General features: G+C 53.8%; 10 protein-coding genes, 2 pseudogenes and 1 riboswitch. Of the genes and pseudogenes, 4 read left to right on the forward strand and 8 right to left on the reverse strand.

Features of this window, described 5'->3' with window-relative positions; genetic code table 11:
- Positions 1–125: 125 nt before the first annotated feature.
- The 4 genes from polB to araB form a co-directional block, all read right to left on the reverse strand.
- Positions 126–2,477, reverse strand: coding sequence for a DNA polymerase II (gene polB, locus G434_RS05805; protein WP_000035619.1), 2,352 nt, complete (start codon positions 2,475–2,477; stop codon positions 126–128).
- A gap of 74 nt (positions 2,478–2,551) precedes the next feature.
- Positions 2,552–3,247 carry an L-ribulose-5-phosphate 4-epimerase gene (gene araD / locus G434_RS05800; protein WP_000888652.1) on the reverse strand — a complete coding sequence of 232 codons (696 nt, stop codon included), beginning with the start codon at positions 3,245–3,247 and terminating at the stop codon, positions 2,552–2,554.
- A 199-nt stretch (positions 3,248–3,446) separates the two neighbouring features.
- Positions 3,447–4,949 (reverse strand): L-arabinose isomerase, encoded by a 1,503-nt coding sequence (gene araA, locus G434_RS05795; RefSeq protein WP_000151722.1) that lies wholly within the window; start codon positions 4,947–4,949, stop codon positions 3,447–3,449.
- A 10-nt stretch (positions 4,950–4,959) separates the two neighbouring features.
- Positions 4,960–6,660 carry a ribulokinase gene (gene araB / locus G434_RS05790; RefSeq protein WP_000951845.1) on the reverse strand — a complete coding sequence of 567 codons (1,701 nt, stop codon included), beginning with the start codon at positions 6,658–6,660 and terminating at the stop codon, positions 4,960–4,962.
- Positions 6,661–6,998: 338 nt separating this feature from the next.
- On the opposite strand from araB, the gene araC reads away from it, so the two are divergent.
- Together araC and G434_RS05780 are read left to right on the forward strand one after the other, a co-directional pair.
- Positions 6,999–7,877 carry an arabinose operon transcriptional regulator AraC gene (araC, locus tag G434_RS05785; protein WP_001300811.1) on the forward strand — a complete coding sequence of 293 codons (879 nt, stop codon included), beginning with the start codon at positions 6,999–7,001 and terminating at the stop codon, positions 7,875–7,877.
- Positions 7,878–7,962: 85 nt separating this feature from the next.
- Complete coding sequence (locus G434_RS05780; protein ID WP_001148377.1) at positions 7,963–8,727, forward strand: DedA family protein; 765 nt, start codon at positions 7,963–7,965, stop codon at positions 8,725–8,727.
- A 113-nt stretch (positions 8,728–8,840) separates the two neighbouring features.
- Here G434_RS05780 and thiQ read toward each other — a convergent pair whose 3' ends face one another.
- The 3 genes from thiQ to thiB are packed head-to-tail and all read right to left on the reverse strand — an operon-like array spanning position 8,841 to position 12,092.
- Complete coding sequence (gene thiQ / locus G434_RS05775; RefSeq protein ID WP_000916278.1) at positions 8,841–9,539, reverse strand: thiamine ABC transporter ATP-binding protein ThiQ; 699 nt, start codon at positions 9,537–9,539, stop codon at positions 8,841–8,843.
- Entirely contained in the window at positions 9,523–11,133 is a 1,611-nt protein-coding gene (thiP, locus tag G434_RS05770; protein ID WP_000235671.1) for a thiamine/thiamine pyrophosphate ABC transporter permease ThiP, read from the reverse strand. The genes thiQ and thiP overlap by 17 nt, the downstream gene beginning before the upstream one ends.
- Positions 11,109–12,092: a thiamine ABC transporter substrate binding subunit gene (gene thiB, locus G434_RS05765; protein WP_001306203.1), complete on the reverse strand. Its 984-nt coding sequence runs from the start codon at positions 12,090–12,092 to the stop codon at positions 11,109–11,111. The genes thiP and thiB overlap by 25 nt, the downstream gene beginning before the upstream one ends.
- A gap of 30 nt (positions 12,093–12,122) precedes the next feature.
- A riboswitch (TPP riboswitch) is annotated at positions 12,123–12,222 on the reverse strand.
- 240 nt (positions 12,223–12,462) lie between these two features.
- On the opposite strand from thiB, the pseudogene G434_RS05760 reads away from it, so the two are divergent.
- Positions 12,463–13,131 (forward strand): annotated as a pseudogene (locus G434_RS05760) (pentapeptide repeat-containing protein); the annotation flags it as partial.
- An 18-nt stretch (positions 13,132–13,149) separates the two neighbouring features.
- A pseudogene (locus G434_RS31125) lies at positions 13,150–13,299 on the forward strand (pentapeptide repeat-containing protein); the annotation flags it as partial.
- Between the two features lie 496 nt (positions 13,300–13,795).
- Here the strand turns inward: G434_RS31125 and sgrR are convergent.
- Positions 13,796–15,454 carry a DNA-binding transcriptional regulator SgrR gene (gene sgrR, locus G434_RS05755; protein ID WP_001138620.1) on the reverse strand — a complete coding sequence of 553 codons (1,659 nt, stop codon included), beginning with the start codon at positions 15,452–15,454 and terminating at the stop codon, positions 13,796–13,798.
- Positions 15,455–15,484 lie beyond the last annotated feature (30 nt).

The raw sequence follows: 15,484 nt of genomic DNA on the forward strand, positions 1-15,484 counted from the left end.
CACCCGCTACCGTGCTTATGAGGTAGTGGTGTTATTCAGGTCCAGGAATGGAAAGGGCGCTATGGTACTGGATGGCAAAGCATTCGTCACGCATCAAAATGGTATCTGGCGAACTCTTTTTTTGCTCAAAATAGCCCAAGTTGCCCGGTCATAAGTGTAGCAAAATTATCCTCAATAAAAGGGAGTATTCCCTCCGCCACGGGTTGTAGCTGGCGGGTCAGATAGTGTTCGTAATCCAGTGGTGAACGTTGGTAGTCCAGCGGCTCCGGGCCGTTGGTGGTCCATACGTACTTAATGGTGCCGCGGTTCTGATATTGCAAGGGGCGACCGCGCTTTTGGTTTTCTTCATCGGCAAGGCGTGCAGCGCGTACATGAGGCGGAACATTACGCTGATATTCGCTCAGCGGACGGCGAAGGCGTTTACGGTAAACCAGCCGCGCATCCAGTTCACCCGCCATCAGTTTGTCGATGGTTTCGCGGACGTACTCCTGATATGGCTCGTTGCGGAAGATACGCAGGTACAGCTCCTGCTGAAACTGCTGGGCCAGCGGCGTCCAGTCGGTGCGCACGGTTTCCAGCCCTTTAAACACCATCCGCTGTTTATCGCCCTCCTGAATCAGCCCGGCATAACGCTTTTTACTACCGGTATCGGCTCCGCGAATGGTTGGCATCAGAAAACGGCAGAAATGGGTTTCATACTCCAGTTCTAATGCGCTGGTCAGCCGTTGTTTTTGCAGCGTTTCTGCCCACCAGGCGTTAACGTGCTGCACCAGTGCACGACCAATTTTCGCCGCTTCTTCTTCCGAATGTGCGCCTTTCAACCAGACAAACGTTGAGTCGGTATCGCCGTAGATCACGTCGTAGCCCTGCGCTTCAATCAACGCTTTGGTTTGCCGCATGATCTGATGACCACGCATGGTGATCGACGACGCCAGGCGCGGATCGAAGAAGCGGCAGGCGGTGGTGCCAAGCACGCCATAAAAGGCATTCATAATGATCTTCAGCGCCTGCGAAAGCGGCTTATTACCCTGACGTTTGGCTTCATCGCGCCCGTGCCAGATGTTAGTCACAATCTCCGGCAGGCAATGTTTCTCCCGCGAGAACCAGGCATCGAGAAAACCTTCGGTGCTGTGCTCTGGATCAGGCTGCGCCATGCCTTCCACCAGCCCGACGGGATCAATCAGAAAGGTGCGGATGATCGACGGGTACAGGCTTTTGTAGTCCAGCACCAGTACCGAATCATAAAGCCCTGGCCGCGAATCCATCACATAGCCGCCAGGGCTGGCGTGTGGCGGCACTTCGCCGAGATTAGGCGCGACATAACCAGCGCGATGCATTCGCGGAAAATAGAGATGACCAAACGCTGCCACCGAACCGCCGTGCCGATCCACCGGCAGGCCGTTCACCGTCGCTCGTTCGAGTAAAAATGGCATGATTTCAGTTTTGTGGAAGATCTGCGTCACCAGCTCGCAATCTTTCAGGTTATAAGTTGCCAGCGCAGGTTTATCTTCGGCGAAACGGCGGTCAATTTCGTCCATCCGATCCCACGGGTTATCGATAGATTTTCCTTCGCCTAATAACTCCTGAGCGACGGTTTCCAGCGAGAATGAAGAGAAATTCCAGAACGCGGATTTCAGCGCCTCGATACCGTCGATAATCAGTCGCCCTTTGGCCTGGGCAAAAAAGACGCCGTTTTTAAAGCCGTGCTCGCGCCACTCCAGCTCACTGTTATCGCGCCCCAGCCGCAGCGGAATACGAGAACGCTCGGCATGTTTTTGCAGCATTCGTAGATCGAATTGCACCACGTTCCAGCCGATGATCACATCGGGATCGTGAGTCGCAAACCAGGCGTTGAGTTTTTCCAGTAGCTGCGGGCGACTGGCGACATATTCCAGTTTAAAATCGAGCGCGGAGGTGTCGCCATTCTCTGGCCCCAGCATATAAACGATGCGCTGCCCGCAGCCTTCCAGGCCGATGCAGTACAGCTCACCGTGGCGGGTGGTTTCAATATCAATAGAAACCCACTTGAGCGGCGGACGGTAGTCGGGATGCGGTTTCAGACGGGCATTAACGATAGCGCCATTGCGCATATCACCCTCGACCCACACCGGAGAGGTGATAAACCGCTCCATCAGATAGCGTTCTGGCGGGCGCACATCGGCCTCGTAGACGGTAACGCCACCTTCACGCAGGCGCTTTTCGTAATTTATCAACTGGCGATGGGCGCGACAGTAAAGGCCATACACCGGCTGGCGGTGAAAATCTTTTAACGCCAGCGGCGTCAGGCGAAAGCCTTGTTCACCCTGCAAAATATGCTGAGCGCGGGGAACATGATCGGCGGGAATAAATGCCACGGACTCTTGCGGTGCAAGCGTAACCTGCAACGGCCCGTTGTCCGTTGCCAGCCAGAAGGAGACCTCTGTCCCTTGCGGGGTATCCCGCCAGTGTCGGGTTAAGATAAAACCTGCCTGCGCCACGCTGAAAATCCAATAAAAAACCAGGCTTGAGTATAGCCTGGTTTCGTTTGATTGGCTGTGGTTTTATACAGTCATTACTGCCCGTAATAGGCTTTTGCGCCATGCTTACGCAGATAGTGCTTATCCAGCAACGTTTGCTGCATATCCGGTAACTGCGGAGCAAGCTGGCGGCAGAAAATCCCCATATAAGCGACTTCTTCCAGCACGATGGCGTTGTGCACCGCATCTTCGGCATTTTTGCCCCATGCAAACGGGCCGTGAGAATGGACCAGAACGCCGGGCATTTGTGCTGCGTCGATACCCTGTTTTTCGAAGGTTTCTACGATGACGTTACCGGTTTCCCACTCATATTCACCGTTGATTTCTGCGTCGGTCATTTTGCGGGTGCAGGGAATGGTGCCGTAGAAATAGTCGGCGTGGGTGGTACCGGTTGCCGGAATTGACTGGCCCGCCTGCGCCCAGATGGTGGCGTGGCGCGAGTGCGTATGCACAATGCCGCCAATGGACGGGAATGCCTGATAGAGCAGCCGGTGAGTTGGCGTGTCGGAGGAGGGCTTTTTCGTTCCTTCAACCACTTCACCGGTTTCGATGCTGACCACGACCATATCGTCAGCGGTCATGACGTTGTAATCGACGCCGGAAGGTTTGATCACAAAGACGCCGCGCTCGCGATCAACGGCGCTGACGTTGCCCCATGTGAGCGTGACCAGGTTATGTTTTGGCAGCGCCAAATTGGCTTCTAATACCTGGCGTTTGAGATCTTCTAACATGTTGACTCCTTCGTGCCGGATGCGCTTTGCTTACCCGGCCTACAAAATCGCAGCGCGTAGGCCTGATAAGACGCGCCAGCATCGCATCAGGCGTTGAATGCCGGATGCGCTTTGCTTATCCGGCCTACAAAATCGCAGCGTGTAGGCCTGATAAGACGCGCCAGCGTCGCATCAGGCGTTACATACCTGATGCAGCTACTTAGCGACGAAATCCGTAATACACTTCGTTCCAGCGCAGCGCGTCTTTAAACGCTGGCAGGCGGGTGTCGTTATCAATCACCGTGATTTCAATGTCGTGCATCTCGGCGAACTGGCGCATATCGTTGAGGTTCAGCGCATGGCTGAAAACGGTATGGTGCGCGCCACCAGCAAGGATCCACGCTTCGGAAGCAGTTGGCAGATCCGGTTGCGCTTTCCACAGCGCATTCGCCACCGGCAGTTTCGGCAGGGAGTGCGGTGTTTTCACTGTGTCGATGCAGTTAACCAGCAGACGGTAACGATCGCCGAGATCAATCAAGCTGGCGACAATGGCTGGGCCGGTTTGGGTATTGAAGATCAGGCGGGCAGGATCGTCCTTACCACCAATACCGAGATGCTGAACGTCGAGGATCGGTTTCTCTTCTGCGGCGATCGACGGGCAGACTTCCAGCATGTGGGAGCCGAGCACCAGGTCATTGCCTTTCTCGAAGTGATAGGTGTAGTCCTCCATAAAGGAGGTGCCGCCCTGCAGACCGGTTGACATCACCTTCATGATGCGAAGCAGGGCGGCAGTTTTCCAGTCGCCTTCGCCCGCAAAGCCGTAACCCTGCTGCATCAGACGCTGTACGGCCAGACCAGGAAGCTGTTTCAGACCGTGCAAATCTTCAAAGGTGGTGGTGAACGCGTGGAAGCCACCTTGTTCCAGGAAACGCTTCATCCCCAGCTCAATACGCGCCGCTTCCAGCACGTTCTGGCGTTTTTCGCCGTGGATTTGTGTGGCAGGCGTCATGGTGTAGCAGCTTTCGTACTCATCGACCAGCGCGTTAACATCGCCATCGCTGATGGAGTTCACTACCTGCACCAGATCGCCAACCGCCCAGGTATTGATGGAGAAACCGAACTTGATCTGTGCGGCAACTTTATCGCCATCGGTGACCGCCACTTCACGCATGTTATCGCCAAAACGGCAGACTTTCAGATGACGGGTATCCTGTTTAGATACCGCCTGACGCATCCAGGAGCCGATACGCTCATGTGCTTGTTTATCCTGCCAGTGACCGGTAACGACGGCATGTTGCTGACGCATACGCGCGCCAATGAAGCCGAACTCGCGACCGCCATGTGCAGTCTGGTTCAGGTTCATAAAGTCCATATCGATGCTATCCCACGGCAGCGCCGCGTTAAACTGGGTGTGGAATTGCAGCAACGGTTTGTTGAGCATGGTCAGGCCGTTGATCCACATTTTGGCCGGGGAAAAGGTGTGCAGCCACACTACCAGGCCGGCGCAACGATCGTCGTAATTCGCGTCACGGCAAATAGCGGTGATTTCATCCGGCGTGGTGCCCAGCGGTTTCAACACCAGTTTGCAGGGCAGCTTCGCTTCCGTATTCAGCGCATTAACAACGTGCTCGGCATGTTGGGTGACCTGACGCAGGGTTTCCGGGCCATACAGATGCTGGCTGCCAATTACAAACCACACTTCATAATTATCAAAAATCGTCATTGTCGTGTCCTTATAGAGTCGGAACGGCCTGGGCAGCCTGTGCCGGGGCGGAAGTTGGAAGATAATGTTGTTCGGCGCTCATCGCCCATTGCTGATAGCGGCGATAAAGCTGTTCAAAGCGTTGTGCCTGTTCGCTGCGCGGTTGCAGGGTTTTCTCGACCGCACTGGCCATTTTTTGCTGGGCTGATGGGATGTCTGCGTGCACTTTCGCGGCGACGGCAGCGAAAATCGCCGCACCGAGCGCACAGCACTGGTCAGAGGCAACAATTTGCAGCGGGCGATTCAGCACGTCGCAGCAGGCCTGCATAATGACCTGGTTTTTCCGCGCGATGCCGCCCAGCGCCATCACGTTATTAACGGCGATCCCCTGATCGGTAAAGCACTCCATGATTGCGCGTGCGCCAAAGGCGGTGGCAGCAATCAAACCGCCGAACAGCAGCGGAGCGTCGGTAGCGAGGTTAAGATCGGTAATCACCCCTTTCAGGCGTTGGTTAGCGTTCGGTGTGCGGCGGCCGTTAAACCAGTCGAGCACCACCGGCAGGTGATCCAGAGACGGATTTTTGGCCCATGCTTCGGTCAGCGCCGGAAGCAGTTGTTTCTGGCTGGCGTTGATTTGCTCTTTCAGTTCCGGATGCTGGGCGGCAAGCTGTTCCAGCGGCCAGCCGAGTACGCGACCGAACCAGGCGTAGATATCGCCAAACGCCGATTGGCCTGCTTCCAGACCGATAAATCCAGGCACCACGCTGCCATCAACCTGACCGCAAATACCTTTCACTGCCCGCTCGCCAACGCTCTGTTTGTCGGCAATCAGAATGTCGCAGGTGGAAGTACCGATAACTTTTACCAGAGCGTTAGGCTGTGCGCCTGCGCCAACTGCGCCCATATGGCAGTCAAACGCGCCGCCGGAAATCACCACGCTTTCAGGCAGGCCGAGACGCTGCGCCCATTCCGGGCATAAAGTGCCCACCGGAATATCGGCAGTCCAGGTATCAGTGAACAGCGGGGAAGGCAAATGGCGATTGAGGATCGGGTCCAGTTCGTCAAAGAAACTGGCTGGCGGCAGGCCGCCCCAGCTTTCGTGCCATAGCGACTTATGCCCGGCGCTGCAACGTCCGCGACGAATATCCTGCGGGCGCGTGGTACCGGAAAGCAGAGCTGGCACCCAGTCGCACAGCTCAATCCACGATGCGGCAGATTGCGCCACGGCGCTGTCCTGGCGAGTTACATGCAGTATTTTTGCCCAGAACCATTCGCTGGAATAAATACCGCCAATATAGCGGGAGTAGTCAACGTTGCCTGGCGTGTGACATAAGCGGGTAATCTCTTCCGCTTCTTCAACCGCGGTGTGGTCTTTCCACAATACGAACATCGCGTTCGGGTTTTCGGCAAACTCCGGGCGCAGCGCCAGGACGTTACCGTCCGCGTCAATCGGTGCGGGCGTCGAGCCGGTTGTGTCAACGCCAATCCCGACCACAGCTGCGCGCTGCTCGGCGCTAAGCTCTGCAAGCACGGTTTTCAGCGCCGCTTCCATTGACTCAATGTAGTCACGCGGATGATGACGGAACTGGTTATTTGGGGCATCACAAAATTGCCCTTTCTGCCAACGGGGATACCACTCTACGCTGGTGGCGATCTCTTCACCGGTGGCGCAGTCCACCGCCAAAGCTCGCACAGAATCACTGCCAAAATCGAGGCCAATTGCAATCGCCATCGTTTCACTCCATCCAAAAAAACGGGTATGGAGAAACAGTAGAGAGTTGCGAAAAAAAGCGTCAGGTAGGATCCGCTAATCTTATGGATAAAAATGCTATGGCATAGCAAAGTGTGACGCCGTGCAAATAATCAATGTGGACTTTTCTGCCGTGATTATAGACACTTTTGTTACGCGTTTTTGTCATGGCTTTGGTCCCACTTTGTTACAGAATGCTTTTAATAAGCGGGGTTACCGGTTGGATTAGCGAGAAGAGCCAGTAAAAGACGCAGTGACGGCAATGTCTGATGCAATATGGACAATTGGTTTCTTCTCTGAATGGCGGGAGTATGAAAAGTATGGCTGAAGCGCAAAATGATCCCCTGCTGCCGGGATACTCGTTTAACGCCCATCTGGTGGCGGGTTTAACGCCGATTGAGGCCAACGGTTATCTCGATTTTTTTATCGACCGACCACTGGGAATGAAGGGTTATATTCTCAATCTCACCATACGCGGCCAGGGGGTGGTGAAAAATCAGGGACGAGAATTTGTCTGCCGACCGGGTGATATTTTGCTGTTCCCGCCAGGAGAGATTCATCACTACGGTCGTCATCCGGAGGCTCGCGAATGGTATCACCAGTGGGTTTACTTTCGTCCGCGCGCCTACTGGCATGAATGGCTTAACTGGCCGTCAATATTTGCCAATACGGGTTTCTTTCGCCCGGATGAAGCGCACCAGCCGCATTTCAGCGACCTGTTTGGGCAAATCATTAACGCCGGGCAAGGGGAAGGGCGCTATTCGGAGCTGCTGGCGATAAATCTGCTTGAGCAATTGTTACTGCGGCGCATGGAAGCGATTAACGAGTCGCTCCATCCACCGATGGATAATCGGGTACGCGAGGCTTGTCAGTACATCAGCGATCACCTGGCAGACAGCAATTTTGATATCGCCAGCGTCGCACAGCATGTTTGCCTGTCGCCGTCGCGTCTGTCGCATCTGTTCCGCCAGCAGTTAGGAATTAGCGTCTTAAGCTGGCGCGAGGACCAACGCATTAGTCAGGCGAAGCTGCTTTTGAGCACCACCCGGATGCCTATTGCTACCGTCGGTCGCAATGTTGGTTTTGACGATCAACTCTATTTCTCGCGAGTATTTAAAAAATGCACCGGGGCCAGTCCGAGCGAGTTCCGTGCCGGTTGTGAAGAAAAAGTGAATGATGTAGCCGTCAAGTTGTCATAATTGGTAACGAATCAGACAATTGACGACTTGACGGAGTAGCATAGGGTTTGCAGAATCCCTGCTTCGTCCATTTGACAGGCACATTATGCAAGCATTGCTGGAACACTTTATTACCCAATCCACCGTGTATTCATTGATAGCGGTGGTGTTGGTGGCCTTTCTGGAGTCGCTGGCGCTGGTCGGTTTGATTTTACCCGGTACGGTGCTAATGGCGGGACTGGGGGCGCTGATTGGCAGTGGCGAGTTAAGTTTCTGGCACGCCTGGCTGGCAGGGATCGTCGGTTGCCTGCTGGGCGACTGGATCTCTTTCTGGCTGGGCTGGCGTTTTAAAAAGCCATTGCATCGCTGGTCATTTCTGAAGAAAAACAAAGCACTACTTGATAAAACTGAACATGCGTTGCATCAACACAGCATGTTCACCATTCTGGTCGGTCGTTTTGTTGGCCCGACGCGTCCGCTGGTGCCAATGGTGGCGGGAATGCTGGATCTCCCGGTGGCAAAATTTATTACGCCGAATATTATCGGCTGCCTGCTGTGGCCACCGTTTTACTTCCTGCCGGGGATTCTGGCGGGTGCGGCGATCGATATTCCAGCCGGAATGCAGAGCGGCGAGTTTAAATGGTTGCTGCTGGCGACGGCGGTATTTTTGTGGGTTGGTGGCTGGCTGTGCTGGCGGTTATGGCGCAGCGGTAAAGCAACCGATCGTTTAAGTCATTATTTGTCGCGCGGTCGTTTGTTGTGGCTGACGCCGTTGATTTCTGCCGTCGGTGTAGTGGCGCTGGTGGTGTTAATTCGCCACCCGTTGATGCCGATGTATATCGATATTTTGCGTAAAGTGGTTGGGGGTTAGGGGATAGCCTTGTGCGGGTTGCCTGATGCGACGCTTGCCGCGTCTTATCAGGCCTACAAAACGCACTGTCCGTAGGTCGGATAAGGCGTTCACGCCGCATCCGACAGTGCATACTAACCCGTAATCCCCAATAGTGCTGAAGCACTCGCCTTACCGCTCAACAACTCATCGGTCATACCCTGCCAGGCGATGCGCCCGTCGGCGACCACCACCGAGCGTGTGGCGATCCGCGCCGCATCTTCCACACTGTGCGACACCATCAATAGCGTCATTTTTTGCTGCTGGCAGCTCGTGCTCACCAGCGTCAACATCTCTTGACGTAACGCCGGATCGAGCGCAGAGAACGGTTCATCGAGCAATAAAATCGGCTGTTCGCGCACCAGACAACGCGCTAACGCCACGCGCTGTCGTTGACCGCCAGAAAGCTCGCCCGGTAATCGCGCCATTAAATTATCAATCCCCATCTGGCGGGCGATAGCGTGCATTTTCTCCTGTTGTGCCGCGTTCAGCTTCAATCCTGGATTAAGCCCCAGCCCGATGTTCTGCGCGACCGTCAGGTGACTGAACAGGTTGTTCTCCTGAAACAGCATCGACACCGGACGGCGTGACGGCGGCGTAGAGGTGTGATCAACGCCGTCGATAGTCAGCGAACCGCTGGCTGGCGTCAGAAAACCGGCGATCAAATTCAGCAGGGTACTTTTACCCGCGCCGCTTGGCCCGAGGATCGCCACCTGCTCGCCCCGTTCCACCGTTAAGCTAAAACGCATCGGCAAATGGTGGTAAAGCCAGGTGATATCAGTCAGTTTTAACATTTCGCCCCGGTAGTTTTTCAATCACGGTAAACAGCAGAAAACAGAGTAGCAGCAGAATTAACGCGGTGACCGCGCCGTCCTGGCTGCGATAGGAGCCAATTTGCTGGTAGAGATAAAACGGCAGGGTGCGGAAATCATCGTTACCGAACAACGCCACCACGCCAAAATCACCAATCGATAGCACACAAGCAAAGGCCAGTGCCTGCGCAAGTGGGCGTTTCAGGGCGCGCAGCTCCACCACTTTTAAGCGTGACCAGCCTTCAATGCCCAGCGACTGACACAACATACTGTAACGCGCGGTGATATCGCGCATCGGGTTTTCCAGCACCTTCAGCGCATAAGGGATCGCCATTAACGCATTGGTGAAAATCACAATGCCGTCAGCAGATTGTGGCAGGCCAATGGTGTTGTTGAGCAGCAAAAAGAAGCCCGTTGCCAGCACAATCCCCGGCATGGCGAGGATCAACATACCGCTCATCTCCAGCGCCTGACCCGCCAGCATTTTTTGCCGCGCCCGCAGTTCGCGACTGCTCCATAGCAGCATCATGGTCAGCACTACGCATAATACGCCTGCCACCAGCGCAATACGCAACGAGGTCCACAGCGCCTGCCACAGCACCGGCTGCGCCAGCACTTCCGGCAACTGGCGATTTATCCCATCGACGAGCACCGCCAGTAACGGTGGCAGCAACAGCAACAGCGCCAGCACAATTAACACCGTGTCGCAAATGCGGCTATGCAGACGATCGTCCGGGTCGCGCCAGCCTTGCAGCAGCGTGGTGCCGGGCGCAATGGCCTTACTCAATCGCTGACTCAACAGCACCAGCCCAAGGCAACACACCATCTGGATCAGCGCCAGCATCGCCGCGCGGGTGGGATCGTAGTCGTAACTCAGCGCCTGATAAATAGCCAGTTCGATAGTGGTCGCCTGCGGACCGCCCCCCAGCGACAACACGGTGGCGAAGCTGGCGAAACAGAGCATAAAGATAAGCGCAGCAACTGGCGGGATTTGTCGCCGTAACCACGGCCATTCGACGAAACGAAAGAAGTGCCAGCCACGCATCCCAAGCTGGGCGGCAAGTTGACGTTGTTCGCCGGGAATGTTTTCCAGTGCCTGAAGTAATAAACGGCTCGCCATCGGCAGATTAAAAAACACATGGGCCAGCAAAATGCCTTGCAGGCCGTAGGGCGAAAAGGTCCACTCCAGACCGAGCGATTGGCAGAGCGATGCCAGCCAGCCCTGGCGACCATAGACGCTAAGAATGCCGAAAACAGCAACCAGCACCGGGAGGATCAAGGTCATTGCGCACAGACGCAACAGCGCCAGCCGACCCGGAAAGCGCCTGCGATAGAGCGCGCGGGCGAGGAATATCGCGGGTACGACAGAGAGTAGCGCCGAGAGAAACGCCTGCCAGAAGGAGAAGCGCACCACATGCCACAGGTAGCTGTCCTGCCAGATTGCCACCCAGTCACCCTGCGGCGCGTTCCACCACAGGGCGAGAAACGCCGCCAGCGCAACCGCCACCACAAGCGTAGCGGCGCTTACACCTGGAATTAACCAGCCGGGAATTAACGGCTGACGGCGCGTTGCCATTCGCTAATCCATGCCTGACGTTGTGCCGCCACTTCGGCTGGCGTGAACTCCAGCGTGGTTGCCGGTTTGGTCAATTGTTCAAACCCGGCAGGCAGCGTGACATTTGCCACCGGATACATCCAGTTGCCGGTTGGGATCGCATTCTGGAAAGCCGGAGAAACCATAAACTGGAGGAATTTTTGCGCCAGCTCTGGCTGCTTGCTGGCAGCGGTGCGGGCGGCGACTTCCACTTGCAAATAGTGACCTTCGCTGAAGTTCGCGGTGGCGTAGTTATCTTTCTTCTCTTCGAGAATGTGATAAGCCGGAGAGGTGGTGTAACTCAGTACCAGATCGCTTTCGCCTTTTAAAAACAGGCCGTAGGCTTCGCTCCAGCCTTTGGTGACCGTGACCGTTTTCTTCGCCAGTTTCTGCCAGGCTTGTGGGGCGTCATCGCCATAGACTTTTTGCATCCACAACAGCAGGCCCAGCCCCGGCGTACTGGTGCGCGGATCCTGATAAATCACCCGCCAGTTTTGATCGCTCTCAACCAATTCTTTCAGGCTTTGCGGCGGATTTTTCAGTTTGTTCTTGTCATAGACGAAGGCGAAATAGCCGTAATCAAACGGTACGAAAGTGTCATTATTCCAGCCGCCGGGTACATTTACCGCATCTGCTGCCACACCGCTTTTGGCAAACAGTCCGGTTTTGCTGGCGGCGTCTAACAGATTGTTATCCAGCCCCAGCACCACATCAGCTTTACTGTTTTTGCCTTCCATCCGCAGACGGTTGAGAAGCGAAACGCCATCTTCCAGCGCTACCAGTTTCAGTTCGCAATTACAGTCGGCTTCAAAGGCTTTTTTTACCACTGGGCCTGGCCCCCAGTCAGCGGCGAAGGAATCGTAGGTATAAACAGTCAGAACAGGTTTCGCGAAAACGGGCGCTGTGCACAGCAACAGCAGGGGAAGATATTTTTTTAACACTTTGCACCTCAAAAAAGAGTGGCAAAGGACTTGAGAAGGAGCCTCAAATCCCTTCGCCGGCGTTATCCGGATCAGGTTCGACGGGTATTTTCTCAGCGCACGCGTCTGCGTGGCACCCCGTTGAGAACGGCGTTAGTGTAGTGATTTTGTTATCAACCAGCAATCCATAGAGAAGGCGTATTAAAAAAGCCAATATTCGTTCAGCTATCAAGGACGTATTTGCATAGCTGGGAAGCTTTGAACCGAAAGAATCCCTTAGCACAGTCAAAATCGGTAATGCAACGGCTTATTGCGTGAATGAGCGATTTTTGACAGTATTCTTATTCAGGACGCTTATTCTGAGTTTTTAACTCATAGTGGAGCTATCAGCATGAAAGTAAGAAACCCAGAACAGATTAGTATCCCTGCAAGTAATACCACTAAAGATCCAGGCCTTACTCACTCTCAGATTATCAGGATGGTTAACCTGGTCAAAAAGACCGAGAATATGAATATCTTTGAAGAGCTATGGGAGACGTTACGCAATCTCTTCCGGTCAGATAAACATTCCCAGACTGCGGCAAGGCAAATTCTGAAGGATGCATTTTATTTCCAGAATTGTGATGGCTACTCAAAATACTTTACCGGGGCTGTCGACGAGAAGGCGCGTGATAGGTTTACCCACCGGCTAAAAAAATTTAATGAACTCAAAGAACACGCAAAAGATCCGGAAATGATGCAGGCGAGGGGCTCAATCTCGCCAGATAATATGTTATGTGTCAGTTTTTATATTGGAAATATAGAGATATATACTCAGAAGTTGCAATTGGGAATAAGCCCCAGTACCGGGGGCATTGATCTGAGTAATGCTTACCTTTCCGGGATTTCCCTTAATGGTGCTTGCCTTCGCAAGGCTGACCTGAGCAATGCTGAAATGGACAAGATCAGTCTGTGCAGTTCTAACCTACTCGGTGCTGACCTGCACGGTGCTAAAATGAACAATGCCAAAGTTATTAGCTCTGACCTGTCCGATACTAACCTGTCCGATACTGACATGTCCGATACTGACCTGGACGATACACTCCTGCGCAATGCAAAAATGGACAATACCATCCTGAACAATGCTTATATGGAAGATACTAACGTGCGCGGGATTAACCTGAGCAAGGCTGACCTTTCCGGCCAGGATAGCGCTAAATTGCGCAGTCGTGGCGCAATTATTGATTGAGCCAGAATAATAAATAGGGAAGGGGCAGGAACGCCCTTTCTTTTTTAAGTTGGTGCTGACCACTATATATAAAATAAGGTAAAAAACACACTGACTTATTTTTTATATAAAACAATATTGCGCAGAAATACTGAATTCTACCCGGTATGCTAATTTTCATATGCCTGTCACTTAACATCAACATCCCACACCCACGCAAGATAAAATCTCGTCTGATTAGCCTCAAACAACAGCGTGTTACTGAAATTATGAGCGTGTATTTTTATTCTGGCAAAAGAAATTTGAGTTGGAGTCTGGAGTCGAATCCAGACTCTGCCTTGTTTTCAGGGAGTGCGGAGTCGTCATTTTTCAGACAATGAATCGCACACGATTCGAGATAATCTTATTTGCGACTCTAATCAGACGATGCATAAAACAGAGAAAATATAAAAGTAATGTATTTTATTCATTCCGTCTAAATATAAAAAATGCGCTCATGACCGCCAAAAGGCGCAAGCTACTCTGGATCCGGCGGCGCAAACCACGCTGATTTAAAATCGAACCAGCCGAGGGTGTTCATGCGCAGGCCGCGCATACTGCGTTGTCCCTGAATAATCAGCCAGTGGTGGATAAGCGGCACCATTGCTTTGCTGGCGACCAGTTGCTGGCACCAGTTCGCCAGGTTCATTTCGCCATTGCGCCAGCGGGCGGCGTCGGCTTGCCAGTCGATCGGAATACAGTGTTGGAGCAGCGGCACCTCGCACAGGTGCGCGAATAGCGAAAAATCCAGCGGCAGCGTAAAGTTGGCGCTGTTAAGCCAGATATCGCTCTCGATCTCTCCTTCATGCCACTGATCGTAGCTGATCTCTTTGATTTCCAGCGTGACCTGGTGACTTGCCAGAATCTGCTGCATGATCCCGGCAATCACCCTATGCTCACTGTGATCCTGATAAAAGGTCAGGGTGAGGCTTTCCAGACCAGCCGGTTTTTCGCTCTTTATGGTGCGGGTATGGTGCCAACGGGGAAGCAGCCCATAGGCCGGAAACCACAGCTGCTGGTACTGTTCCTCGGCGAAATAAACCAGATTGGTCGGCGAAAGCACATAGCTTATCCAGTCTCTGACTTGCTGATTCGCCCCGCGATGGGTACGGCTGTCGAACAGTAAATAGTAACAACCTTCTTCAAGGCGGCTTTCAATCTCTTTTTCCTCGTCTTGCGGTCCTTTCAGCATCAGGCCTCCCGCGGGGTCATCAGCAATTTCCGGCAAGACCCAGACGTTAACTTCGTCGATTAATGCCCGATAACCAAAGAAGTCGTCGAATGCCTGAATTTTCAGTTGATTGCTGCTGTTGCGGATCACCGCATAAGGACCCGTTCCGATGGGATGGCTGGCAAAGTTGCTGAGGGTTTCCCATTCGCGCGGCAGGATCATCGCCGGAACTTGCCCCAGCAGTAACGGTAACCAGCGGTCCGGTTGCGTGAGATGGATATCCAGCGTCCAGGGCGTCGGCGACACAATGTCAGCAATATGCGAATAGAGCGGCAGCGTATTGATTCGTTTTAAAGAGGCGATCACGTCGTCCATTTCCAGTTCACGACCATGATGAAAATGGACTCCTGGACGCAAAAAGAAACGCCAGTGAAGCGGTGAAATTTGCTGCCAGTGGTGGGCGATGTCTGCTTCCAGTTCCCCATTTTCCTCATTTATGCGCGTTAGCGAACTGAAGATTTGCCGGGCAATATGGGTTTCGGAACGGCGCAATGCGCTGCCAGGTAGCAGATTACGCAACGGACGATAGTAGAGCACGCGCAGGATGTGCCGCCCCTGGCGGAAGCTGCGGCCCAGATGAGAAACCAGCATTTGCCGCACAGTCGCTTTGTCGCCAACCAACTGCACTAGTTGGTCGATACGATCCTGCTCCAGCAGGTCTTCCGCCCGCTGTTGCTGAAGCGCCAGCCCGGTATAGAGGAATGTCAGACGCGAGCGTTTACCGCGCCCGACTTCCGCTTCCCACGTCAGCCAGCCGCGATCCTGCATGGTGTTGAGCAGGGTACGCATATGACGACGCGAGCAGCTCAATAACGCTGCCAGTTCGTTGAGCGTTGTGTCCTGCGATTTACCCTCGCAGCATTGCCACAGGCGGATGAACTGTTGTTGCAGACGAGCAGATGGCATAAAAGGGGAACTCCTGCGCAAAAGACAGCA

The organism is Escherichia sp. KTE172 (assembly GCF_000408845.1).
Lineage (GTDB): Bacteria > Pseudomonadota > Gammaproteobacteria > Enterobacterales > Enterobacteriaceae > Escherichia > Escherichia coli.